We start from the raw sequence: 22,901 nt of genomic DNA on the forward strand, positions 1-22,901 counted from the left end.
ATTCTTTAGTGTTGATTCACTTGTGCTATTTGCTCTGGCTGAGCTTCATCAGTGCGTTCTTTCGCAATCACAGGTGCACCTGGCATTAAACGCTCGTTTCCTTCAATCACAACACGGTCCCCTTGCTTTAGTGGTGCTTGAACCGCAACTCGATGATTGTGCTGGAATAGAACGTTGACCATAACAGGTGCTGTGACTGTCCCATTCGGACTGTCTACAACTTGATATACCATCGCTGCGCCATTTCTACGGACCACTGCGTCTTTATCCAGAAGAATATGTTTTTGTTTTTTCGCTGTTGGCATCCAGGCAGAAAAAGACATGCCAGGCAGTAGCGCTTGCTCAGGATCACTGACCAAAGTGACTGCATAGAAAGTCCGTGAGCGGGCATCAACTTTTCCGACAGATTTGAACCCTTTACCAATATAAGTTTGACCATTACTGACGAGAGTAATGTCTGTTGCTTGATTTGAATGAGGCTGCACTAACCTTTCTGGCACTTCCATCCATGCTTCAAGCTTGCCTGAGGATACAAGCTCAAATGCTGGTGCGCCTTGATTAAGCCATGCACCGGGTTCTGCAATCCGTTGGGTGATCACACCATCATAAGGTGCTTTGAGAGTCATATCATTTAAACGAACCTTCAAAAGCTCGATTTGTTGTGCGGCCGATTGAACAACCGCTTCTTGAACTTGAACTTTAGTTTTTGCCTGGCGAAGTTGGATATCTGTAATCGCATTGCGTTTTGCTGATGCAGCAAATGCCACATGATCACGCTGTGCATTTTCAAGGGAAGCTTGTTGTTGAATGAGGCTGGACTCTGCCTGTTTAAGCTGGATTATAAGGCGTTGTGCATCAAGCGTAAGTAACGACTGTCCTTTTTTGACGTGGTCGCCTTCATTGACGAGTACGTGCTGGACTGCACCACTTTCTCTTACAGCGATTTTCGCTTGTGAGCGCGCTTTGAAGCTCCCAGAAACTTTTTGCTGGTTTTGAATGACATGCTCTGTTACTTGATCAACGATGACGACTTGTTGTGCCAAAGTGTTATAAGACGTGAAAAGGCCCATCATCGTCGCTGCCAGATACATGAATTTGAATCTCGGTGTCATCTTGCGTGGCATATTTCATCCTTTTTATCTGTTTCTTGCAGGTAGCTGAGCGATCTTATTCAGATACCTATGAGTATTAGACCAGTCGTCTAGTATTCTAGTTGAATATCGTGGATATGATCAACGATTAAATCTTATTTCTTTTTTAATCCAAACTATTTTACGATAAATAATGCTATAAATCAGGTGGATGGCGTACGAAGTTACTTCTAAGGAAAGTTAGACCATTTGTTTCATCGGAGAGGCCCCTTGAGGACTCAAGCTGAAGGGGCAGGGTCATTCGCGATTGAGGATGTAGACAACAAATATACTGTGCCGAGCCACTTAAGCAATGCGAACGCCAAGAATCGTTGTCAGAATAAATTCGATGTAATCGTCGACAGGTTGGATAGATTGTTCAATTTGCACACGGATTGCAACGCCTTGCCAACCATAGTTAATCATTGTGGCGAGAAAATCTGCATCTTGCTGATTGAGGATTTCATCTTCGGCTTGTGCTTCTCTGATCACTTGTGCAAATTGTGCTGTAATTGTGTCATAGCCGCACTTGATGGCAGCACGAAGCGTAGGGCTGAGCTGTGACAACTCTAATGCCATTTTTGGCAAGACACAGTCACAGGCTAAATCACCTTCGATATAAAAACTCCGCTTCTCATTGAGTAGATTGCGCAGGCGTTGAATCGGTGAATATTGACGGTTCGTTAAAGATTCGCGGATAAAGTTGCTGTACTCATGAATCTCAGCTTCGATTAGCTGAACACCAAAATCTTCTTTTGATTTAAAGTAATGGTAAAATGATCCCTTCGGGACACCTGCTATATCCAGGATCTCTTTTAAACCACAAGCATGATAGCTTTTTTCTGAAATAGCCTTACAGCCAGCCTGTAATATCAGGTCTTTTGTATTTGATGGTTTCTTTTGATCCATTGTCAGACTCTCTATCGAAGCGACTCAAGTTTTCGTTAGGTCGGAAAACCGAGCTTGAACCGTTGAACCAATAATAGACTAGTCGTCTATAATGTGCTGGAAGGATTCTAGCAGATATAAAGCGAGTCCTACAAGAGCCGTTCAAAACTGGATATTTCTCTCTTACACAAATTTTACGTGTCTTTTGTAATTAAAATGTATTACAATCGTTGCCTTTGTGTACTGCTTTATGTTGAAATTTTCAGCTGTTATTTTGACTTTTAATCGAAAAATCAAAAGTCGGGCTGTAATTCGGATTGAAAGGAAGCAGGTCAGCGAATTAAGGCTAAAATGTGTTATATGTTAAAAAACTTTTCAGTCTTGGTTCATAATGGCAATGTTGAATAAGGCACGTACTTGGTATTGTCAATCGTTGTGTAACTTGATGACACAGCTGTTTAAATACAAGGTAGCTTGAGGAGTATTTAGTGTGAGAACCTTGAAACATTGTCTTCTTGTTCTTGTTTCTTGTTGTTTCCTTTCTGGTTGTAGTGATTCTGATGATGCAGGGGAACAAGCGCAACAATCACCAACCGGTCCGCAAAAGCCAATTGCGAATGCTGGCGGTGATCTCGTTGTGAATGAGATGACAAAGGTTCGCTTGGATGGAAGCAAATCGAAAGACCCAGATGGCCAAATTGTTTCTTATCGCTGGAAACAAACGAGTGGTCAGATAGCTCAGTTTAATGATAAGACATTGCCTGCACCAATCATATCCACCCCTCGTTTAACAAAGGCTGTAACATTAAAGTTTAGTCTACTTGTTACGGATAACGATGGCCTAGTCCATGAAGATCATATCCAAGTGACGGTCAACCCTGTCAATGATTTGCCTGTTGCCAATGCTGGTGAGGATATTGACACGCGAAGTGAGCGGAGTGTGGTTCTCAAGGGGATGTTGTCAAAAGACAGAGATGGTTTTGTAAAAAGTTATGAATGGTCTCAGTCATCGGGGCCAACAGTCAAACTGTCTAGCTTGAATTCAGTGCAAACAACCTTTAAAGCTCCAGATGTGAAGCAGACCACAAAATTGGAGTTTTCATTAAAAGTTGTTGATGGTGAAGGTGGCGTCGGTGAAGATAAAGTTATCGTGAGTGTTCGTCCTAAAAATGTAGCTCCAGTTGTTGTCATTGATGAATATTGGGAAGTGAAAGAGAAGAAGCGTTTACTTCTGGACGCAGCAGACTCATATGACAAGGATGGAAGGATCGTGGCTTATCAATGGAAGCAACTCGGCGGAACACGTGTTCTTTTGAATAATGATCAATCAGAAGCGATGGATTTTATTGCGCCACACGTGAAAGGTCGACAAGAGCAGCTACGTTTTGAAGTGATCGCAACAGATAACGAAAAGAAAGAAGGAAGAAAAGTAGTCACTGTTGTGGTCAAAAAACGGTAACGATTTTTCTCACGCTACCCGCTGTGCTAAGCAAATATTAGGAATAAAAAAGCGTTTCCCTATACAGGAAACGCTTTTTTTGGCTCTCTAACCAGGGCCATTGATGGTCATGACTGCTTAGAATTGATAGCGCAACTTTGCGTAAACAAATCGGCCATCTGTACCGTAGGCTGAGAAGCCAGAGTAAGGCATAAATTGGTTCGACGCTTCGTCACCTTTTTGACTTAAATCACCAGGTAATCCCTCCACGTAACTATTGGTGTCTCTTGGGTAGATATCAAATAAGTTGTTTGCCCCGATCGAAGCAACAAAATTATCTGTTAGATGATAGGCAACATCCAGATCCGTGATCCATTTAGCATCTAAACGTTCATTTAAATCTGGATTGCTGTTGGCATCAACTACTTCACCATAACGGACAGTTCTCAGTGTGATTTGTAAGTCGTTCCAGTCCCAGACACTCGATAAGTTGATTTTGTCTTTTGGTGTTCCTTCTTCAAAGCGTGTGATCTCTCTTTGGCTGAATACGGTGTAAGAGAAATCATCTCCGAAATTGTTTAGGACACTTGGGTTTGCTTTCACATGAGTCACTTCGGTTTTGTTTCTGTTATAGCCAGCACTCAATGCAAGACCACCCCAGCTTTCTAAGTCCATGTTATAAGTGACAACAAAGTCAAAGCCTTTGGTTTCTGTATCAATTGCATTCGTAAAGTAACGCACTTCACTGGCATTATGAACACCTGCTTTTTCAAGTGCAGCTTTCACTTCTGGACCTTTCAGTTGCTCTGATAAGACAATGCGGTCATCAATTTTGATTTGATAGAAATCGAGGGTTGCATTTAAATTATCAGTTGCTTGCCAAGTCAGACCAATAGTGGCGTTGACAGATGTTTCAGCCTCAAGATCTTCAGCACCTAAGGCTTTTGCGGCTGGGTGAGATACCGGGAATGTTCCAACCTCACTTGGAACGCCATCACTGAATACTGTTGAAATTGCTGTGTAGGAGTTTTGTGCCAGAGATGGTGCTCTGAACCCAGTACTCAGAGCACCACGGATTGCAAAATCATCAGTGAAAGCATAGCGAGAAGCGACTTTCCCAGTTGTTTTGCTTCCAAAGTCAGAATAGTTTTCGAAACGTAGCGCTGTCACAATATTCCATGCGTCTGTCAGATCAGTATCTAATTCAACAAAGAAAGCATAGTTATGACGGCCTGCATCAACTGCACTTGCAGCACTCAAGCCTGGGAAGCCTTGTGAGCCACCAGGTAACCCTTTCTCAGGGTTATATGTCAAGTATGAACTTGGCTCACCGGGGATCACCTGATAACTTTCATCTCTGTACTCTGTTCCGAGTGCAACAAATAGGCTATTAGGCAAAAAGTTCACATCAAAAAAGCGTGAAGCACCAGCATTGAAAATAGATTGACGGTAAGCAAGTTTTCCTGCGTTGAATGAAGTAGGGCTTTGGGCGCCCAAAGAAGCGTTCAATGAGTTTTTGACGCCGAAGTCAAACTGGTTTTTCCCAACACCAAAGCTGGTATCCCAATCCCATTCGCCTGAGGTACCTTTTAAACCAATGGTATATGCATGGTCTTTGATATTAGAAGTGATCAACGGTAAGAACCCGTCAGGGTATATTTCGACGACGTTTTGTTTTCTGCTATCGCCAGCTTTGCGGTAGAAAGCTCCACTTTCCCCTTTCCTGACAGCATAGCTACCAAAGCTATACAGAGATAAATTTTCTGATAAAGAATAGCCAGCATTATAGAAAAAAGTATTATCTTTAACATCGGGCTTACCAAATCGGAAATGATAACGATCAATCGTTAATTCTCTTGGATCGTTACTATCAGAGTACTGTCGTTCTTCGTCAAAGCCAGTACGGTTTGTTGCATTGCGGTTGCTATGCTCATACGCAAGATGAATAAAGCCATCTTCACCGATTGCAAAACCAATATCACCTGAAATATTTACCGTTTCACCGTCACGGCGAGTACGATTGCCGCTCGTATTAAATACAAGGTTATTGTTTTCATCAAACTCGACAGACTCAAGCTGGTCAACGCCAGCCATTTCAGTGACATACTGACCATAAGTTGTTGTGAGGCTGCCACCTTCATCCGCGTCTTTTAATACAATATTGATGACACCAGCAATCGCGTCTGAACCATATTGAGAAGCAGCGCCGTCTCGTAATACTTCAATTCGTTTAATCGCTGCCGCAGGGATCATATTCATATCTACAGCGCTTGAACCACGCCCCACGGAGCCTCCTAAGTTGAGTAGGGCGCCAGTGTGTCGGCGCTTGCCATTGATCAGTACCAGCGTATGATCTGGGGCTAACCCTCTGAGTACTGCTGGGCGAGCATGGTCGGTTCCATCAGTGATTGAAGGGTGTGGGAAGTTAAAAGAAGGCGTGATATTTGCCAAGATCTGGCTGGTTTCCAACTGGCCTGTGGAAGACATCGCATCAATATCAATGACATCAACAGGAACGGTACTGTCAGATACGGTTCTATCATTTCGGCGCGTGCCCGTCACGATGATTTGTTCAATATCTTCATCCGCTTCAGCGGCATTTTCTGCTGCTTGAACCGTTGTTGTGAGACCACCAAATGCCAACGCTGTGACGATTGCACTGATTTTAAAAGGGTGCTTGAGAAGTTGCTCAAGACGAGTATTTGTTTGATTCATAATGTTACCGCTAATTCTTGTATAAAAGCCATGCACTTTCACTTCAACAATGTCCACTATCCTGGTGTCATTGAGAAGTATGAGATAGTGCATACATTAACGGACTTAATATCTAATCTCATAGTCTGAAATGGAATAAGGCATTCTTCTTAGATTTAACCCACTACAGCTATGAAAAGTGATGAGAAAAATTTCATAAAAAGTTGTAATTAACCTGATGTTTCCATTTTTTTTCTATATAATGCTGCTCGCGAGTGTTCACTATAACGACGAAACCGTCATCCAAATGATGTCTGATACAAGGTATTCATCGAATATTGCTTCGCTCTTCACCGGATAACGAAGTTCATTCGTTCATGACTGTCCTGAGTTCACAAGCTGCGTGCTGATGTATGCTGAATCGGTGTTGGTTATCGGTATGCTATCCAGGCGATAGATGTATAGAGACTTCACAAAGTGAAATGCAAGCATTGTCCCACCGGGTCTATGTAGTTACGGAAGTAACGGAATTCAATAAGAAAAATGGAGAAAATATGGAAACAACTAACCTTTATCAATCCCCTCAATCTGAGCTGGATCAATCATCTACCGAAGGTGGTTTTATTGACTTTAAAGTCTGGTGCTTTAAAGGTAGACTCAATCGATTAAGATATTTTATCTATAGTGCTTCATCTGGTTTTATACCTTATCTTTTAGCTGGTATGATCTATTTGTTGTTTAAAGCAGTTGTAGGTGAAGAAATTGCAGCACCAATTGCTGGACTCTCGTTAATTGTATTCTTTATCATTACGTTAGTGTTTACAATTTCATTGTTAATTCGACGTTTGCACGATCTTGATAAATCTGGCTGGATGGGACTTCTTGGGATCATTCCGCTTATCAATATTATATTCTTTCTGTATGTACTGTTTGCTCGCGGTGATACTGGTGCAAATCGGTATGGTCTGCCAGTACAGCCAAGCCCTAGCTGGCATAAATTTGCCGTTTTCGTTGTATTAGGTCTTATCATCCTGTCACAAGTTGCTATTAGTATGATGATGTCATCTTTAGGCTACGGTTACTAATCAATACGCTTACCTCTTGGCCTCTTCTGTTGGCCAAGAGACTATTTCCCTTCCTATTTTGTGAGTGATATCGCTCGAGTCACTTTAAATAACTCAGTTTGTATGTTGACTTGAGGTAACATACTGATAGCAATGAAATAATGAGAGGAGAAAACAACCCTATGTAGTGATGAAATCAGCAAGTTTAAAGAGCTTTTTGGGTATCAGTTGAGTTGGCCTCAGTATAGAGAAGCCAGCGATAATACTGGCTTAACGAATTCCAACCTAAAGTACTTATAGCAATCCTGCGCGTTTCACTTCCAGATAAGAATTGATCACACTACTTGTTAGATTTTTTGCGGAACAATGGACGCAAATGACACCTTCTTGCTGAAAATGCCTGAGTTGGCGTTGCGTAACAAGATCGATTTTTTCTGCAACACTGTGGATCAGCGAGTCTTCGAAATTGAGCACATCTTGTTTTTTAGCGGTTTCAATCGCGGTATCTTCAATATTGATAATTGCGACCAGATGCTTTTGTTTTAATAGATGAATTGCCGGACGTAAGTCCTCAAAATCCTCATCCTTGAGTGTTGTGACTAATAGAACCAGTGCGCGTTTGGGGTGTTTTTCCATAAACTCTTGCGCCGCTACAAGATAATCAGATGCATAGGTGTCTGCGTAAAGATCGTAAAAGTGGTTTAGGACACGCGTTACATTCTGACTGCCTTTAATGTGAGGTAACCAACGTAATTGTTGGTTAAAACTCATGGAACTGAATACATCACCATTCTTAAGAGTGATATAAGACAACATAATGAGTGCATTCAAAGCATGATCAAAATGAGATAAGTCATCGTCTTTAATTCGCATTCGTTTCCCGGCATCAAGTAGGATTGCGATATTCTGGTTTTTTTCTTCCTGATACTCTCTGGATATCAGTTTGCGTGTGCGACTCGATGCTTTCCAATCAACTTGCCTTAGGCTATCCCCTTGCCGGTATTCTCTTAATTGATGAAACTCCATCCCTTCACCACGACGATTAAACTTCTTCAAACCACTCATCGTAATATCCACAGAACCCTTTAAGCCGGACAAGTCAGAAATACGCTTAAAGTCTGGGAAGACTTTGATTTCAGTCATATTGTCGATGAACCAATTTGTTTCCCATAAGCCGAGTGGAGAGGAGATTCGCATTTCTGACCCTAGGATTTGCTCTTCACCCCGTCGGTGCGGCTGGATGAGATATTCGATCGTTGTTGCCTGGTTTGAACCAAGTTCGACAGATCGAGGCATACCTTGGGTTTGTGTTGTTTCCGAGCAGTGTTCATCCAACATCATTTGCAGTGGTTTTCTGCCACGATTCTGTAATGTGAGTTTGACTGGGTGCCACTCAGTTACGGAAAGGTTATGAACCACTTCACGCTGGATGTCTACGGGCAACATTCTAAGCGATAATCGCCAGTCCCAAAAAAGACATAAAACAAATACTAGAACGAGCGTCCACCAGCTCGTTTGAGTAATATCAGGTGCTTCAATTCCAAATATAAATCGAATGAAAAATGCGAGCACACTCAATCCGATGAGCGTATAGAGTGCACGCTTTGATGGCCGAAAACGAAGGCGCTTCATTTTCGTGGTGCCGGTATTTGTTCGATCAAGTCAGAAAGGACATCATATGGTGTCAATCCTTCGATTTCTCGCTCAGCGGATAAGATCATCCGGTGACCAATCACAGCACCTGCAACTTGTTTGATGTGATCCGGGATCACATAAGATAGGCCATCCAATAGTGCTTTTGATTTAGCTGCCTGGATCAGGAAAATACTGCCACGAACTCCTGCACCATGAACAACACCTGGCCACTCACGTGTTTTACGGACGATGTTTATGGCATATTGGAGTACTTCATCGTCAATCGTGATTTTTGAAGCGAGTTTTTGTAATGTTGTAATTTGTTCAGGGTTTGCGACTTGTTCCAAATCATCGAGATTGAAGCCGCTGGCTTTATCATTTGTGTTCAATTTTGTCAGGTACACTTCATCGTTCAGCGAAGGATACTCGATGAAAATCTTCATCATGAATCGATCCAACTCTGCTTCTGGAAGTGGGTAGGTCCCTTCATTATCCAATGGGTTCTGTGTCGCTAAGACCATAAAGGGCTCACTGAGGTGAATACTTTGCCCATCAATTGTGATTTGGTGCTCCTGCATGACCTCCAAAAGGGCTGACTGCGTTTTTGCTGGTGCGCGGTTGATTTCGTCTGCAAGCAAAAGGTTGGTAAATGCTGGGCCTTTTCGGAGTTGGAATTCCCCTGTTTTCATATCATAAAGTGAATGTCCTGTAACATCGGCTGGCATCAAATCCGGTGTAAATTGCACCCGGCTGAACTCGCCTGCAAAACAACGAGACAATGCACGAACTAGTAACGTTTTTCCTAATCCTGGGACGCCTTCCAGTAAGACATGACCACCGCCAATCAGGCAAATCAGTACCTGATCGACAATGATGTCTTGACCAATCAATGCACTGCTAATTTGTGAACGAATGGACTGGATGACCTCGCTCGCCTGAGATACTTGTTGCTCAATTGGGGCTGAATCGTTCATAAGCTGGATCCTTAAATCTTTTAAACCTCGAACCAACCGAAGAAAGCTGTCGCCACTCCCTTGTATTGGTTGTGTCATTAAATTATTGATATTGTTTGCTGAACGCTCTGTTTTCTCAGCGATCAGCGAAATCTTTTGCGCTTGTGTCAATGAAGAAAAGCCATCAACGTTATTTTCCATATGTTGCACGATTTGTGCTTTAAGCTGTATGAGCAAGTTTTCTTTTTGCTCAGCAACAGAAACACTCATAATTGTCGTTTTAACTCCTGTAATCCGCGAACGATTTGTGCAAACTTCATTTCACTTCGATGATGGGAAGTTTGAAACAAGTCAGCGATTGCTGACTGGGGCAGTTTGGATATATCAGCCATTAAAGAAACCTGTTTTTGTGATTCCATTTGGCGAAAGTGAATATATCGCTTTTGCATCATCACCATGATTTCGTCCCGCAGGTTCTGGACGAGTTCTTTTTCTTGCTTATGTTTCCAGTAATAGTTACCTGATGTGAGCAGGTGTTCAGAAAATCGGCTCACTTCTAAATGCTCTCTAGTCTTCAGTGCGCCCATTCTGCTCATGAGATGCCAGAGAAAGAAAACCAGAAAGAAGCAAGCCGTAAATGTTAGTGCAGGAGACCAAGTAAGTATCAATGTGAGCCAGTGTGGCTTATAAGGAGTATCATAAAGATAAACTATTGATTGTGTTCCAATTAAATGCAGAAATAAATGCGCACTATGTGTATGCGAGTTTGTACCATCTTGATGAGACAAACTTGTATTTTCCCAGATATTGAGGCCAGTCAGTACCGAAACTGTTCCATCGCCATATTTAAATTGTCCGAATGTTGTTCCGTAAGCATTGCCAGCAGTATAGTTAAACTCGCCGGAAGTGAGAGAAAACTGAGCATTTACGGGTAAGTGGATTCGGAAAAATTTCTCCTCATTGTAGTAAACGATCGTGTCTCTTTGACTGACTTCTTCTGGCCAGTTATCTTTTTCATGGTCATCATCGGCATAGGGGTCAAAAGGTTGAACTTCCAGACTTAACTTATTGAGAAGTGCAGGGTATCGTCCTCGGGTATCCACTTCGCGAACGCTCGGTGCAATGATGAGGTTACCGCCTTTTGCTAGCCATTTTAAAATATCGCCTGTTCGCTGTTCATCGATTAACCAAATTCCCTGGCCGATGATTAAGGTATTTGCTTGACTTAGTTGATCTTTAGCAAAAAATGTATCGAGATCATCGCTCGATTTTAGATGAGTCAACGTTCCACCATAGTGTTGAGTTAGCTTTTGTGCAGCTAAAAACTTATTTCGATAAGCTTCGATAGAAAAACCGGCGTCGACTTCTTTTTCCTGGACTTCAAAGTTTTGATAGACCCAAAAGCTTCCCCAGGAGCATAGCAAAATCAAAATAAAGGTGATGACGTATTTGAAATAATTACTCATGTGGCGCAGATTCCTTTTGCTGGAGTGCCAACCAGAAACTCGAAGCAGAACGGACTTCTTCAGGCTGAATTGCTTGATGTCCCCAAGCAAGTTGGATCCACAAGTGAATTAACTTCGCAAAAGCTTGATGAAGCTCAGTTGGGGCATGTTTTGCGACCTCAGCAATACACTCCCGCTCTGTCATTGATGCCTTAAAGGTCGCTAATTCTTGGTTTTGAATGTAAAGCAAAGATATACGCAATAAAAGTGATAATGCCTGGCGAATTTCACCGCGCAACAACATCTCTTCCATAGCCTGTCGGGGGCTTTCTGGTAAGGGGTCATCGGTGATTTCTTTCACAAAATCAGGTGTGATTGAACGAACTTTTTTCGTCGGAGTCAACTGAGCAGCTACTTCTGCAAGTTGATCTCGATACTTGTGCGCGATAAACAAAATGAGGAAAATGAATCCCCCCCAAAGGCATACTTCAATGATCCATGCATAACTGGACTTCATGGTTAAGTCGAGGAGACTCTTGAGCCACTCCGGTGCATCGGAGTTACTTGTATTACTTTTGTCGGATTTACCAATATAAGCAATCGTTTTGGTCGCTTTTTTATTGCTGAAAGGTTTGTTTTGATAAATTGTTTGGAGTGTTTCATCCAATTTCAATCTATCTTCTTCAACGCTCATGTCGTAATTGGTTTCAACCTGTTCCCGGTCTGATGCATGTGCAGGATCAGAGAATGGTCCAAACGTGAGTAACGCAATCATTAGGACAGTCACAATTGATGATGATGGCTTCGATGCAATTTTGGACTTGGTTAAGTGGGAAGATTGCTCAGCACGTTGAGCGAGCTTCCGAAAGATAAGCTCGATATCCCAGCCTTCTAGGATCGCACGCCGATTGAGGTAGGCAGCAAATCCTCCTGCGACGTAAAATGGTGCGACGAGAGAGATGACAAGGAGATAACAGATGTTATACAAGATGGTTGCAATATCATCTGAATCCCCAAATGTTTCAAGATGAAAGATATCAATGATACTCGTCCCAATCGGAAGCATCCAAATAAGAAATATGATGACGCCGAGCAACAAAAAACCTTCCAAATGAACGCATACAATCGTCCACCAAGAGCTATGATTATCTGCTCGACTATGAAGAACTCGGATCCGCTCTCTTCTTGCCTTTCCTCTCAATCCTTCAAGCTGTGCGACAGGGGTGTTATACGAACGCCAAAGTGAAAAGCGCAACCATGTAATACTGGACAGCCATAGTGGTTTGATTTGACTTGGGATTGCAGTAAGTGTTTCTTTAAGCGTCGGTGCTGCACCAAATACAGCACGGCTTAAAATGAACAGCAATGGCCTTTCAAGCCAAGGTTTCAGAAGCCAGATGATACCCACTGCAATGGATGTGCTTTGGGTGATGATGGAGATGAACAGGAAAAGTATGCCACCAGGGATCAGCCAAGCAAGATATAATAACCACCACCAGCGAATGGCCATTCGACATCCCATATCGAAGGCTTGCCATGGGTTTTTGGGGCGAAGGGCAATTTGGACATTATTGAGATCCATGACGCCCTCCAAAATAGAAGTAGCTATAGACACTCACCCAGCAAGCACTGCCAACAATATATTTGAGGTAATTTGGGACAGTCATACTGGATGACCAAAATGCTTCAATAAATGCAGCCAACACAAGGAAGAGAAAGGCCCCTAGAAGCAAAGGATAAACTTCTCGAGCAGCCAGCATAATTGCTTCTCCTCTGCGGTATGACCCTGGGTGAATGAGTCGAGCGCCGACTTTGATGCCAGCAGCGGCGGATAAGACAATTGCTGTTAGCTCTACAGAGCCGTGTGTGATCACGAAGGTAAAGAATGTATCATTAAATCCCACATTCATAATATGTGCAGAAACAGCACCGAAGTAGAAACCATTAAAAATGAGATAGAACAACGCACCGATACAGAAGACTAATCCACCAACAAAAGTTTGAAATGCAAGGCTAATATTATTTAGGATATAGAATCCAAACATATAAAAGTCGCTATCAGATGCACGTTCTTCATGGCGGCCAAAGTGTTCGGACTCGGGATTGTACATTGATTCAAGTCCATTCACCTGGCTCGCAGACATAATGTAATATATGAAGTCAGGGTCGATCAGTGTTCCAACAAAAGCAAACAATGCAAACCCATAAAATAAGACGTGCGCCCAAACAACCCAGGATAAATTGTCACGTACCCCTTGAGGAAAGGTATAACGAATAAAACGATAGAGAGAATACCAGAATCTGGTTTTCGGTTTGTATAGATGCTTTTGACCATCCAGAACCAATTGATTGAGTCTATCAATCAAATGTGGGGTATAGTTTCGGCTTTTCGCGATCGCTAAATCGTGGCAGATTTGACGATATAGATGTGGAAAGTCATAGTCTTTATGAAAATCACTCCCAAGAGAGATGGATTGAATCGAGTTCTCAAAAACTTCCCATTGTTTTTCTCGAAGAAAGATAAACTGCTCTTGTTTCATGGTTATTCCTTTCCGACGAGCCTGTTTGCAATTTGATATAGACGATGGACGGCGTGTTTGCCTTGACTATCAATGACGGGTGTCAGCATATTTGCGAGTTCTTCTTTTCTGTCATCAGAAAACTCATCTTTCCGATGTTGAAAAGCGATAATTGCTTCCTGCTCTTCACTGGTCAGTGGGATTTTTGAGCTATAGCCGCCTTTCACCTCACCATCGTCTGTGTCTACGAGCTTTTCGTCATATACGACTTGTGTACCCGCAACCCAATCACCAATTCGCTTAAAGCGTCGGTTTGTAACCATTGAGATAAATCCGGCAGTATAAAAACATGGTAGGAAATCAATCGTACGGAACAAGTTTCTTAAAAGAGAACCAGAGAAGGAGATTGGTAGTCCATTGTCGTAGACAACTTTCAGCCGAAATACTTTTTTACCAGGTGTTGCGCCATTCGAAAAAACCTCGAATAGAACAGGGTAGAACCATTCGACAACAAACAAAGTAATCAGGATCAACCCTTGCCCCATCACACCAAATAATGAAAAGAGGGTAGATGCAGCAAAAATGATCCCAATGCGGATGAGAATATCAATTGTGAATGCCAAAGTTCTGGCTGCAATACCAGCAGGGTAGATAGCCAGCGTGATCCCTTCTGGTGTTTCATGTTCGATTTGTGTATCAAGTATTTTCATGCTGATGTTCTTTTACGACAAGACCAGAACCACATCAATGAGAGGGTGGGTGATAGTCCTTTATAATTAAGCCTCACATTATCAACGAATTAATGACGATTAACAAGCTGCAACAAGACCAGAGCGATAGTTCAAAACAAATTTCTCTGACAATGCTTACTTTTTTATGTTGATATTCTGTATGTCGTTGTTCAAAGGTTATTCCTATTTGTCATGGTTGATGAGAAATAAAATAGACCTTGAAGGCAACGGTACTATTCATCATGGATCAAGGCTGCGGAATATTCCAACCATGACTCCATTAGTTGCTTGAGATGGAGTTGATAATCTGTATCTGTATTTCTTTCTGCTTGTTCCAGTCCATGATTTGAAATTTGGCTGATGATCACGGTCAAGTCCTCTTGAGATAAGGGGAGGGAAGTGACTAATTGTTCATGGTCATCAAATTGTGCCAGTGTTTTTTGGTTTCTAATTATCAACGCGAGAGCAGGCTCTTGCTGGCGAAGAACTTGAAATGTCTCATCCATCATATTTCGTGTTAATTTATATGTCACAACACTTCCCTATTTCCCATCATTTACCTAACCAAAAGTATAATACGATTTATTGAGTCATAAAGAATGACGTCCCCGTTTTTTAAACTTTTTGCTTTTCGAATTTACCTTTCTAACGTGATGAAATTTATCAAGTAAATGCTGATTTTTTTGGTTCTATTTTAAAAACAGATGGAAAAAATAGGAAAAAAGGATTATATTTGAATTGCTGTCGTGTTGCTCACATGGAAACTGATCGACAAGGTCTTTGGATACAAGATGTATGAGAAGTGATCAGTTTGTCCGAGCGGAACCGCTAGCCTTTCGCTGAGAAAGTAAGGGAACCTGAGAATATTTGTTCATTGGTTCTAGATTGGAGCGTCTATGAAGTTATATGACATGACGCCTCTTCAGCGGAAAGGACTTTCCTTGAGGTATGCTTACATCCCTAAAAACGTCACGGAACGTAATCAAATTGCCTATGAACACCCTTGCCTAGCTTGTGGTGATGCTGGTAAATATGTCACTGGTGACAGTGGTCCTCAAAGGCGACATGGTGATATTTATTTTTATCGGCTTGGATTTATTTGTCACTGTCAGTATCTCAACTTTATTCATATCATCGTGAATGATTTTGTTGAAGATGCACCACCAGCCTGTGTCTCTGCAACCGACGCAATTGCGCAGAGTGAAGAGGCGGGTGATATGCCAGACTGGCGTGTGCAGGAGCTTATCCAGCTTTCTGCATCAGCTGCGCATCATCGTCAGTTTGAGAATGCAAAATTATTGATCGATATTTGTCTAACGCTTTCATCTGAGTCTCAATGTGCTTGGTATAATCGGGGCTGGCTCTATGCAAATGACCTTGATTTTGAAAAAGCGATTCAGGCTTATCGTCGTACAACGGAGCTTGGAAGCGACTTCCCAAGTGCTTATCTCAACCTTGGTTATATCTATCAGCAATTTTGCTATTACCAGGATGCAATATATGCTTACGAATCTTTCCTGAATCATTATCCAACACATAGTGAAGCGAAAGAGCGACTTGCTTACTGTGTATCAATGGTCTCAAACTAAATGGGTAAAAAGCGCAAAGGGAATCTGCGCTTATGTATTTTGTTGTTCATCGTCCTGATTTGACTTTCGAAGTCGGCTCGGGCGCCCACCTGTGACTTTATCCGCACGACCTTCTTCTTTTGCTTTTTCAGCTCTGCGCCTTCTTGCTTCTTTCGGATCAGCGATGAGAGGTCGATAAATTTCGATTCGATCTTGGTCGCGAAGTGTATCAGTTAGTTTTGCTACGCGATTCCAGATACCAACACTATTTTGGGATAAGTCAATCTCAGGATAATGTTCAAGAATGCCGGAAGCAGTAATTGCTTGCTCCACAGTCGCGTTTTCTTCGACTTCCAGCTTCAGTAGAGTTTGCTTTTCAGGTAATGCAAACACAACCTCAATCGTAATGAGCGTACTCATGATGAAGTCACTCCGTATACCTGTTTTGCTCGCTCAGTAAAAGCTTTGACCATACCATTCGCCATATGATGAAATAGCTTTCCAAACGCCAGTTCAACCATTTTATTGGAAAATTCAAAATCCAATGTTAGCTCAACCTTACATGCTTTATTATCCAGCGCATGAAATGTCCAACCACCCGTTAATGTTTTAAAGGGCCCATCCACAAGATTCATGATCACGGCCTTATTCGGTTGGAGTTCGTTGCGTGTTGTAAACCATTTACGCAGGCCACCTTTTGAAATCTCCAGAGAAGCAGTTACTGCATCAGGCGTTGAATGGATCACCTCTGCCGCTGAGCAGTCCGGGACAAATTCAGGATATGCGGGTATATCATTGACTAACCGATACATCGCTTCAGCCGAAAACATGACTAAAGCACTGCGTTGGATACGAGGCATAGTGTTTCCTATCAAACTTCATTGTCCACTAGTGTATCAAAAAAGCTTGGTAAAAATAAAACATACAAATATGGCGTGTAACATCGTATAATCCGCCTGTTATGGCAAAGAAAAAGAAATCTACAAATACCAGTAGTACCATCGCCCTGAACAAAAAAGCCCGTCATGAATACTTTCTGGAAGATAAGTTTGAGGCCGGGATTTCGCTTCAGGGATGGGAAGTAAAAAGTATCCGGCAAGGCAAAGTGAATTTGTCTGATAGTTATGTTGTGTTGAAAAAGGGTGAGGCCTATCTGTTGGGATCTCAAATCCAACCGCTCAATATGGCTTCTTCACATGTTTATTGTGATCCGGAACGAACACGCAAGCTCTTGTTAAAAAAGAAGGAACTCGACAAGCTCATCGGTGCAACTGAGCGAGAGGGGTATACCCTGGTTGCAACGGCTATGTACTGGAAAAAGTGCTGGGTGAAGCTTGAGTTTCATTTAGGTAAAGGGAAAAAATCCCATGATAAGCGTGCAGACGTCAAAGACAAAGATTGGGCACGTCAAAAAGAGCGCCTCATGAAGCATAAACAACGCTAAACGTGTATACAGCACAAAAAAGCCGCGCTCCTGCGGCTTTTGTTTTGGTATGGGTAATGACTTTCTTACAATGTGCTGATGTCGATATCTCCCACACCGACTTCAATATCCATTTTTGACTGACCTTTCCCTTTCCAAACTAATTCTTCTCCGACTAAGTGACTGTCCCGGTTTAGCTGACCTGCTGGGAGTTGAAATGCGACTTTTCCGACGCCTGTCTCAACCTTCATTTTTTGATAGTTCGCATCGCTCACGTATGCTTTTGCGCTTCCAACACCAATTTCAATCGAAACCTCTCCTTGTAATCCATTTAATTGCGTATTACCGACACCCAGATGCAGATCGATATCAGCATCTTTAGGCATATGAATCAGCCAGTTTTGGGTAACATGGCTTTGATCATTCAATGCAATCTTGATCAGACCATGTTCAACACTCGTCTGGATCTTTCGTTTATTCATGGGAATAGTTGCATGGGAATGACTATCACAGTTGTGTTTGTTGTTGGTGTGCGTGTTATTGCTTGGCTCAAGTGTGACTGACATTTTGATTTGGTCATCATCAGAAGCGACAAGGAGAACATCTCCGACACCGACATCCAATGCTATCATCTGATTTTTGTAAGGTAGCGTTGCTGAGAGTGCTGCTCCTTCATTGTCCATGGCAATAGACATAAACCCAATGGCGGAAAGTGATACAAGCGTGCTGGCCAGTATTATTTTTTTCATTATTCATTCCTTTATTTTCATGTATTTCCAATATGTGCAAATGCTTTGCCATCATTGACTTACGAAGAAAAATCAATTAAATAACTGAATAATTTGGATATTTTGATTTTATTGAAAAAGCTTATGTTCTACTGTTTTTCGAATACGAGAAAAATAAGGAAATATGACTAAAAAGTGGGAAATTAGACAAGATAGTTTGATGTGGAGAAGTTCAGGCTTGAATTTGGCGGGATCCCAATAGTGATTTCAAGCATGAAAGGTAGAATGAGCTGATGATTCATTTGATGAAACTGATAGATCATTATCATTGTATTTTCCTTAGTATTTCAAGCTCTTACGGAGCTGTTTTTGCTGACTGTGTTTGGTTTTTTTATCCAATCGACGTTTGACTGAATTTCGACTTGGTTTTGTCGCCTTTCTTGGCTTTTGTACGATTGTTGCTTGCTGAATTAACGCAACCAGCCGTTCTTGAGCTGCTTGTCGATTCATATCCTGACTCCGGTACTCCTGAGACTTGATCAGGATCTCTCCTTCTTGTGTGATCCGATGATCACGAAGTGAAATTAATCGAGACTTTACATCTTCTGGTAATGAAGACTGGCGGATATTAAAACGTAAATGGATTGCGGATGATGTCTTATTGACATGCTGGCCCCCCGCACCTTGTGCGCGCATTGCACTGCATTGAAATTCCTCTTCAGAAATTGCAATGCTCGAATTGATATAAAGCATTGTGTTCTCCTTGATAAAACCAAGTGTATTTTACACGGTTACCACAGAGAACGAAAATTTGCTTAAGGATGATTCAAAAAGAAAAGAGGATCGCGCATCACGATCCCTTCAACGAATTCAAAGTGACTTTCAAGGTTTACTTTGATTTAAAAGCATTTCCGTACATGATGACGCAATTTGGGCACCCCCCAGTGACAGTATTGAGTACGATAATATTTGCACCAAGTTTGTAGGCTTTATTTTTCAACTCGGTTCGACAGTATTCGACATTTGTTTCGTGTTTTCTGTAGTCACCACCACGGCTACATGATATTTCGCCAACAAATTCGTATTCATGTTTACTTGGTGTATAAGTTTGAAACCTGACCTTGTTTGAACCATCGAGAACAACCGGGGCTGATACACATGCTGATAAAACTAAAGAAAGAGCAAGAATAAGACTGCTTCTTTGCATAAACGACTCCATTAAATTTTAATTACTACAAAACGATTATCTCAAGGTATTTTAGAGATGTAAAATGGTTGTTTTCTATACTGAAAATGGCTAAAAAGTTAAACTTTAGTTCTTTTTTTGAACATTTCTGGGCTAATTATAAAAAAATCAAATTTATCACCTTAAAGTAGGTTGCAAATTTGTAAAATAATAGTATCATCGTTTCCAGCTTCAAGTAATGAAATAAAATAAAAGAGAAACATGATGAAATTATTCAAATCAATGATGATCGCGATGGCGGTTGCTGCTTCTGCAAATGTTCTTGCTGCTGACGCTGCAAAAGAAACAAAAGCAAAAGAAGAAAAGAAAGTTGTTAAGCTATCTCCTTCTAAAGAGCAACCAAAAGAAGCGATGAAGCTTGCGGAAGCACCAAAAAAAGAAGCAAAAAAAGAAGAAAAGAAAGAAGAGAAAAAATAATTCTCTAAGACTTTTCAGTCCTTCTTGTCTTCATGAACTGCAGAATAAAATGGCATACAATCTGTATGTCATTTTATTCTTTTTCACCTCAAAAAAGTTAAATACTCGCCTGAGAAACTATCTCTTTGACTCGCATCAAAATTTTTATAATAAAAATAGCAAGTTGGCATTTGAAATGCATTACCCATCAGTGGTTTTGCCCCCTATAATTTTGTCTGCGTCCTAGACATAATTGAAAAGGTAATATTGATGGAAGCAGTGTGGGTTTTTGTTGCATTCATGGGGGGGTTTGTATTTAAGCAAATCGGTTTACCTCCTTTAGTCGGATATCTTGCTGCTGGTTTTCTATTGAACTTTCTAGGCATGCAACCTGACGTACTGATAAAAGAGCTTGCAGATCTTGGTGTCACTTTACTGTTATTTACGATAGGTCTTAAGCTACAAGTGAAAACGCTGATGAAGCATGAAGTTTGGGCTGGCGCACTTGGACATATGTTATTTACAGTCCTTTTTAGTACTAGTATTTTGATGATCCTTGCATGGTTGTCTGTTCCTCATTTTAATGCTTTAGATTGGCAAGCTGCTGCTTTGGTTGGGTTTGCAATTAGTTTTAGTAGTACTGTTGTTGTGGTTAAAATTTTAGAAGAACATGGAGAGATGCGCTCCAGGTTTGGGAAAGTGGCCATCGGCATATTGGTCATTCAAGATATTGCCGCTGTTTTATTTCTAACGATTACATCAGGAAAAGTACCAAGTATATGGGCAGTAGGGTTATTTTTCTTGCCCTTTGCTAGGCCCTTCTTAGGGCGTTTGCTGCATGCTTGCGGACATGATGAAATTCTTCCACTTGCAGGTTTTATGTTAGCATTAGCGGGTGGACAAATATTCGAGTCTGTCGGTGTTAAAGCTGATTTAGGTGCGCTGGTTTTTGGTGTTTTACTGAGTGGACATTTGAAGGCGACGGAGCTTTCCAAGGCATTGCTCAGTTTTAAAGATATATTTCTCATTGGCTTTTTCTTATCCATTGGTTTTATCGCGATCCCAACGGGGACAATGTTTGCCGCAGCATTCATCATTTTGTTATCGATTCCAATCAAAATTGCCGTATTTTATTTTTGGCTCACACGATTAAGGCTTCGGGCTCGATCGGCATATTTATGTTCTCTTGTACTCGGAAATTTCAGCGAGTTTGGCCTGATTGTAATTGCAAAGTCCTTCGAGTTGGGGTTTGTGAGTGAGGAGTGGTTAGTTATAGCTGCACTATCGGTCAGTTTTTCTTTTGTGCTTTCAGGGATCCTAAACGCGGAACGTCATCAATACTATGCAAAATTGAAACACTTTCTGAAAAAGTTTGAATCCAAAAAAACACTTAAAGAAGATCAAATTACGCCAGTAAAAAATACAAAGATTCTTGTGATTGGTATGGGACGGGTCGGTACTGGAGCTTATCTGGATCTATTACAGCAAGGGGAATCCTCTGTACTCGGAGTTGATGCTGATGACTCTCAAGTGAAAAAGCAGCTGAAGCGAGGGCATCATACAGTTCTCGGAGATGCAGAAAATACTGATTTTTGGGAAACGGTTGCTTTACAGGATGTCGAACTAATTATGCTTGCTATGCCTGTCGTTGATGACATGTTGACTGTCATGCGGCAGCTTAAAGTGGTGGGTTATACCGGAAAAACGGCAGCGATAACAAAATATCATGATGATGAAAAACGTCTAAAAGCTGAAGGTGTCGATGTTGTCTTTAATTTTTATGCGGAAGCTGGGGTTGGATTCGCACAGGAAACATTTCGCCAATTAAAAGTAGATTAAGCCCATATGGTTCATGACTGTCCAGAAAGAATCAGTTAATTAATCGAAGCTGCGCCATCAAAATATACACCGATCCCACAAGTAAAGAGGAATAACCCCCACAAGCTATGTTCAGCCGCTGCGACTGCGGTTGAGCGTGATTGAATATACCGCATTGAGAAAAGCAACCCTCCAAAGAACGACATCACGACGGCAATCCAGTTATTTAAAAATAAATGTGCAAGACTAAAACTCAGACTACTGATGAACATTCTGCCTTTCTTCTTCGGAATAATTTTTTTATATCGATGAAATAGAAATGTGCGAAAGATTAACTCTTGCGGTAGTGCAGAGAATAAAGGGTATACGAGTAGGAGCAATAGCCACACCGAGGGTGATTCCATTGGAAGTGAGAAGAAAGAGTCGGGTATAAGCCACCAGCAGGATAGTGCTAAGAGCAAACTACCAGGGAAAAAGAGTAGCAGCATTTGCTTATGATGTAATGGGAACTGCTGTGCATTCCATAACCTAAACCGTTTAAATTTGGGATCTGCTAAAAGTAAGGACAGGCATAAAATACCGAATACGATCAAAGTGGGGATGACCCAAGACGCTAACCATTCACGGTAGAGGAAAAATGCCAAGGGTAATCCTATAAAAACAAGAATGAGTTCAACCCAAAGCCATATTTTTTTCCTATTATTGAGTGTGTATTGGTTCATATATAAGAAAATAATTTGATAAAATTAGATCTTTAAGTCTAGTTTGAAAATCAATCTTTAGTCTGTTTTTGATTGAATAAAGCCTTTGAAATAGCGGTTTTGAATTAAAGCGCAGATTTAACCGCGCTTTAAATTGGGATCCGCGTTACTTCCAATAATTATTGGCAGCAGCGATGGTTTGAAACTCAATAGCTACAATTTGACCGGCTTGCATCAATTTCGTTGTGTCTTCTGCATAATCTGGGCGCAACTTGGTACGGACTTCGGCATCAGGTTGAATTGCAGCGATTGTTTTTCTGGCGATTTTAATCGCAAGTTCGCGACCTTCGGCGGGTGTGGCAGTGATCAGAGTTGGGAGTACTTCATCATATACAGACATGGATAACCTCGACTTCTTTCTGTGAACATATGAACAGACTGAATAGATATAAAGTTGTATTTTATATGTAACTAAATCTATTTAAAAGTTCCATTCACAAAGCATAGAAGGTAAATCACTGATT

At 41.4% G+C, this 22,901-nt stretch carries 24 protein-coding genes; 6 read left to right on the top strand and 18 right to left on the bottom strand.

Annotated features, from left to right (window positions below):
* Window positions 1–5 precede the first annotated feature (5 nt).
* Both C505_RS0118100 and C505_RS0118105 read right to left on the bottom strand, forming a co-directional pair.
* Window positions 6–1,124: an efflux RND transporter periplasmic adaptor subunit gene (locus tag C505_RS0118100; RefSeq protein ID WP_083938389.1), complete on the bottom strand. Its 1,119-nt coding sequence runs from the start codon at window positions 1,122–1,124 to the stop codon at window positions 6–8.
* Between the two features lie 312 nt (window positions 1,125–1,436).
* Window positions 1,437–2,039, bottom strand: coding sequence for a TetR/AcrR family transcriptional regulator (locus C505_RS0118105; RefSeq protein WP_018694049.1), 603 nt, complete (start codon window positions 2,037–2,039; stop codon window positions 1,437–1,439).
* Between the two features lie 469 nt (window positions 2,040–2,508).
* Here C505_RS0118105 and C505_RS0118110 point away from each other — a divergent pair, with 469 nt between their 5' ends.
* Complete coding sequence (locus C505_RS0118110; protein ID WP_018694050.1) at window positions 2,509–3,477, top strand: PKD domain-containing protein; 969 nt, start codon at window positions 2,509–2,511, stop codon at window positions 3,475–3,477.
* A gap of 117 nt (window positions 3,478–3,594) precedes the next feature.
* Here C505_RS0118110 and C505_RS0118115 read toward each other — a convergent pair whose 3' ends face one another.
* On the bottom strand, window positions 3,595–6,171 hold the full coding sequence (locus C505_RS0118115) for a TonB-dependent receptor plug domain-containing protein (RefSeq protein ID WP_026318076.1): 2,577 nt from the start codon (window positions 6,169–6,171) through the stop codon (window positions 3,595–3,597).
* 533 nt (window positions 6,172–6,704) lie between these two features.
* Here C505_RS0118115 and C505_RS23890 point away from each other — a divergent pair.
* Entirely contained in the window at window positions 6,705–7,235 is a 531-nt protein-coding gene (locus C505_RS23890; protein ID WP_169337068.1) for a DUF805 domain-containing protein, read from the top strand.
* 273 nt (window positions 7,236–7,508) lie between these two features.
* On the opposite strand, the gene C505_RS0118125 is transcribed toward C505_RS23890, so the two are convergent.
* The 7 genes from C505_RS0118125 to C505_RS0118155 form a co-directional block, all read right to left on the bottom strand.
* A complete protein-coding gene (locus C505_RS0118125) occupies window positions 7,509–8,846 on the bottom strand; it encodes a DUF58 domain-containing protein (protein WP_018694053.1) in 1,338 nt (445 codons plus the stop codon).
* Window positions 8,843–10,072: an AAA family ATPase gene (locus C505_RS0118130; RefSeq protein WP_018694054.1), complete on the bottom strand. Its 1,230-nt coding sequence runs from the start codon at window positions 10,070–10,072 to the stop codon at window positions 8,843–8,845. Before C505_RS0118130 ends, C505_RS0118125 begins: the two co-directional genes overlap by 4 nt.
* Entirely contained in the window at window positions 10,069–11,268 is a 1,200-nt protein-coding gene (locus tag C505_RS0118135; protein ID WP_018694055.1) for a DUF4350 domain-containing protein, read from the bottom strand. Before C505_RS0118135 ends, C505_RS0118130 begins: the two co-directional genes overlap by 4 nt.
* Window positions 11,261–12,829 (bottom strand): DUF4129 domain-containing protein, encoded by a 1,569-nt coding sequence (locus tag C505_RS0118140; protein ID WP_018694056.1) that lies wholly within the window; start codon window positions 12,827–12,829, stop codon window positions 11,261–11,263. The genes C505_RS0118135 and C505_RS0118140 overlap by 8 nt, the downstream gene beginning before the upstream one ends.
* Window positions 12,816–13,787, bottom strand: a complete 972-nt coding sequence (locus tag C505_RS0118145; protein WP_018694057.1) for a stage II sporulation protein M — start codon at window positions 13,785–13,787, stop codon at window positions 12,816–12,818. The genes C505_RS0118140 and C505_RS0118145 overlap by 14 nt, the downstream gene beginning before the upstream one ends.
* Before the next feature lie 2 nt (window positions 13,788–13,789).
* A complete protein-coding gene (locus C505_RS0118150; RefSeq protein WP_018694058.1) occupies window positions 13,790–14,476 on the bottom strand; it encodes an RDD family protein in 687 nt (228 codons plus the stop codon).
* A gap of 254 nt (window positions 14,477–14,730) precedes the next feature.
* Window positions 14,731–15,030, bottom strand: coding sequence for a hypothetical protein (locus C505_RS0118155; RefSeq protein ID WP_018694059.1), 300 nt, complete (start codon window positions 15,028–15,030; stop codon window positions 14,731–14,733).
* 363 nt (window positions 15,031–15,393) lie between these two features.
* On the opposite strand from C505_RS0118155, the gene C505_RS0118160 reads away from it, so the two are divergent.
* Window positions 15,394–16,086 (top strand): tetratricopeptide repeat protein, encoded by a 693-nt coding sequence (locus C505_RS0118160; RefSeq protein ID WP_157369187.1) that lies wholly within the window; start codon window positions 15,394–15,396, stop codon window positions 16,084–16,086.
* Window positions 16,087–16,116: 30 nt separating this feature from the next.
* Here the strand turns inward: C505_RS0118160 and C505_RS0118165 are convergent, their stop codons facing one another.
* Together C505_RS0118165 and C505_RS0118170 are read right to left on the bottom strand one after the other, a co-directional pair.
* A complete protein-coding gene (locus C505_RS0118165) occupies window positions 16,117–16,485 on the bottom strand; it encodes an RnfH family protein (RefSeq protein ID WP_018694061.1) in 369 nt (122 codons plus the stop codon).
* Complete coding sequence (locus tag C505_RS0118170) at window positions 16,482–16,925, bottom strand: type II toxin-antitoxin system RatA family toxin (protein WP_018694062.1); 444 nt, start codon at window positions 16,923–16,925, stop codon at window positions 16,482–16,484. The genes C505_RS0118165 and C505_RS0118170 overlap by 4 nt, the downstream gene beginning before the upstream one ends.
* 101 nt (window positions 16,926–17,026) lie before the next feature.
* Here C505_RS0118170 and smpB point away from each other — a divergent pair, with 101 nt between their 5' ends.
* Window positions 17,027–17,509: an SsrA-binding protein SmpB gene (gene smpB, locus C505_RS0118175; protein ID WP_018694063.1), complete on the top strand. Its 483-nt coding sequence runs from the start codon at window positions 17,027–17,029 to the stop codon at window positions 17,507–17,509.
* Between the two features lie 65 nt (window positions 17,510–17,574).
* On the opposite strand, the gene C505_RS0118180 is transcribed toward smpB, so the two are convergent.
* The 4 genes from C505_RS0118180 to C505_RS0118195 all read right to left on the bottom strand — a co-directional run bounded on the left by C505_RS0118180 (window position 17,575) and on the right by C505_RS0118195 (window position 19,423).
* On the bottom strand, window positions 17,575–18,237 hold the full coding sequence (locus tag C505_RS0118180) for a hypothetical protein (RefSeq protein WP_018694064.1): 663 nt from the start codon (window positions 18,235–18,237) through the stop codon (window positions 17,575–17,577).
* A gap of 182 nt (window positions 18,238–18,419) precedes the next feature.
* Complete coding sequence (locus tag C505_RS24860; RefSeq protein ID WP_281167140.1) at window positions 18,420–18,545, bottom strand: hypothetical protein; 126 nt, start codon at window positions 18,543–18,545, stop codon at window positions 18,420–18,422.
* A gap of 10 nt (window positions 18,546–18,555) precedes the next feature.
* A complete protein-coding gene (gene arfB, locus C505_RS0118190) occupies window positions 18,556–18,969 on the bottom strand; it encodes an alternative ribosome rescue aminoacyl-tRNA hydrolase ArfB (protein ID WP_018694066.1) in 414 nt (137 codons plus the stop codon).
* Window positions 18,970–19,105: 136 nt separating this feature from the next.
* Window positions 19,106–19,423 (bottom strand): DUF4156 domain-containing protein, encoded by a 318-nt coding sequence (locus C505_RS0118195; RefSeq protein WP_018694067.1) that lies wholly within the window; start codon window positions 19,421–19,423, stop codon window positions 19,106–19,108.
* Between the two features lie 243 nt (window positions 19,424–19,666).
* Here C505_RS0118195 and C505_RS0118200 point away from each other — a divergent pair, with 243 nt between their 5' ends.
* Window positions 19,667–19,879, top strand: coding sequence for a hypothetical protein (locus C505_RS0118200; protein ID WP_211215095.1), 213 nt, complete (start codon window positions 19,667–19,669; stop codon window positions 19,877–19,879).
* 249 nt (window positions 19,880–20,128) lie between these two features.
* Window positions 20,129–21,697 (top strand): cation:proton antiporter family protein, encoded by a 1,569-nt coding sequence (locus C505_RS0118205; RefSeq protein ID WP_018694069.1) that lies wholly within the window; start codon window positions 20,129–20,131, stop codon window positions 21,695–21,697.
* A 35-nt stretch (window positions 21,698–21,732) separates the two neighbouring features.
* On the opposite strand, the gene C505_RS0118210 is transcribed toward C505_RS0118205, so the two are convergent.
* Window positions 21,733–22,320 (bottom strand): CPBP family intramembrane glutamic endopeptidase, encoded by a 588-nt coding sequence (locus tag C505_RS0118210; RefSeq protein ID WP_245556377.1) that lies wholly within the window; start codon window positions 22,318–22,320, stop codon window positions 21,733–21,735.
* Window positions 22,321–22,543: 223 nt separating this feature from the next.
* Window positions 22,544–22,777, bottom strand: coding sequence for a hexameric tyrosine-coordinated heme protein (locus tag C505_RS0118215; protein WP_018694071.1), 234 nt, complete (start codon window positions 22,775–22,777; stop codon window positions 22,544–22,546).
* Window positions 22,778–22,901 lie beyond the last annotated feature (124 nt).

Source organism: Algicola sagamiensis DSM 14643 (assembly GCF_000374485.1).
Taxonomy (GTDB): Bacteria; Pseudomonadota; Gammaproteobacteria; order Enterobacterales; family Alteromonadaceae; genus Algicola; species Algicola sagamiensis.

What these genes read in the sequence shown, in the direction of transcription:
- C505_RS0118200 (WP_211215095.1), top strand. Translation starts at nt 19,667, where the DNA reads ATGAAATTATTCAAATCAATGATGATCGCGATGGCGGTTGCTGCTTCT.
- C505_RS0118180 (WP_018694064.1), bottom strand. Translation starts at nt 18,237, where the DNA reads ATGAAAAAAATAATACTGGCCAGCACGCTTGTATCACTTTCCGCCATT.
- C505_RS0118115 (WP_026318076.1), bottom strand. Translation starts at nt 6,171, where the DNA reads ATGAATCAAACAAATACTCGTCTTGAGCAACTTCTCAAGCACCCTTTT.
- C505_RS0118165 (WP_018694061.1), bottom strand. Translation starts at nt 16,485, where the DNA reads ATGAGTACGCTCATTACGATTGAGGTTGTGTTTGCATTACCTGAAAAG.
- C505_RS0118105 (WP_018694049.1), bottom strand. Translation starts at nt 2,039, where the DNA reads ATGGATCAAAAGAAACCATCAAATACAAAAGACCTGATATTACAGGCT.
- C505_RS0118195 (WP_018694067.1), bottom strand. Translation starts at nt 19,423, where the DNA reads ATGCAAAGAAGCAGTCTTATTCTTGCTCTTTCTTTAGTTTTATCAGCA.
- C505_RS0118135 (WP_018694055.1), bottom strand. Translation starts at nt 11,268, where the DNA reads ATGAGTAATTATTTCAAATACGTCATCACCTTTATTTTGATTTTGCTA.
- C505_RS0118205 (WP_018694069.1), top strand. Translation starts at nt 20,129, where the DNA reads ATGGAAGCAGTGTGGGTTTTTGTTGCATTCATGGGGGGGTTTGTATTT.
- C505_RS24860 (WP_281167140.1), bottom strand. Translation starts at nt 18,545, where the DNA reads ATGATAATGATCTATCAGTTTCATCAAATGAATCATCAGCTCATTCTA.
- C505_RS0118170 (WP_018694062.1), bottom strand. Translation starts at nt 16,925, where the DNA reads ATGCCTCGTATCCAACGCAGTGCTTTAGTCATGTTTTCGGCTGAAGCG.
- C505_RS0118100 (WP_083938389.1), bottom strand. Translation starts at nt 1,124, where the DNA reads ATGCCACGCAAGATGACACCGAGATTCAAATTCATGTATCTGGCAGCG.
- smpB (WP_018694063.1), top strand. Translation starts at nt 17,027, where the DNA reads ATGGCAAAGAAAAAGAAATCTACAAATACCAGTAGTACCATCGCCCTG.
- C505_RS0118160 (WP_157369187.1), top strand. Translation starts at nt 15,394, where the DNA reads ATGAAGTTATATGACATGACGCCTCTTCAGCGGAAAGGACTTTCCTTG.
- C505_RS0118140 (WP_018694056.1), bottom strand. Translation starts at nt 12,829, where the DNA reads ATGGATCTCAATAATGTCCAAATTGCCCTTCGCCCCAAAAACCCATGG.
- C505_RS0118150 (WP_018694058.1), bottom strand. Translation starts at nt 14,476, where the DNA reads ATGAAAATACTTGATACACAAATCGAACATGAAACACCAGAAGGGATC.
- arfB (WP_018694066.1), bottom strand. Translation starts at nt 18,969, where the DNA reads ATGCTTTATATCAATTCGAGCATTGCAATTTCTGAAGAGGAATTTCAA.
- C505_RS23890 (WP_169337068.1), top strand. Translation starts at nt 6,705, where the DNA reads ATGGAAACAACTAACCTTTATCAATCCCCTCAATCTGAGCTGGATCAA.
- C505_RS0118215 (WP_018694071.1), bottom strand. Translation starts at nt 22,777, where the DNA reads ATGTCTGTATATGATGAAGTACTCCCAACTCTGATCACTGCCACACCC.
- C505_RS0118125 (WP_018694053.1), bottom strand. Translation starts at nt 8,846, where the DNA reads ATGAAGCGCCTTCGTTTTCGGCCATCAAAGCGTGCACTCTATACGCTC.
- C505_RS0118130 (WP_018694054.1), bottom strand. Translation starts at nt 10,072, where the DNA reads ATGAGTGTTTCTGTTGCTGAGCAAAAAGAAAACTTGCTCATACAGCTT.
- C505_RS0118145 (WP_018694057.1), bottom strand. Translation starts at nt 13,787, where the DNA reads ATGAAACAAGAGCAGTTTATCTTTCTTCGAGAAAAACAATGGGAAGTT.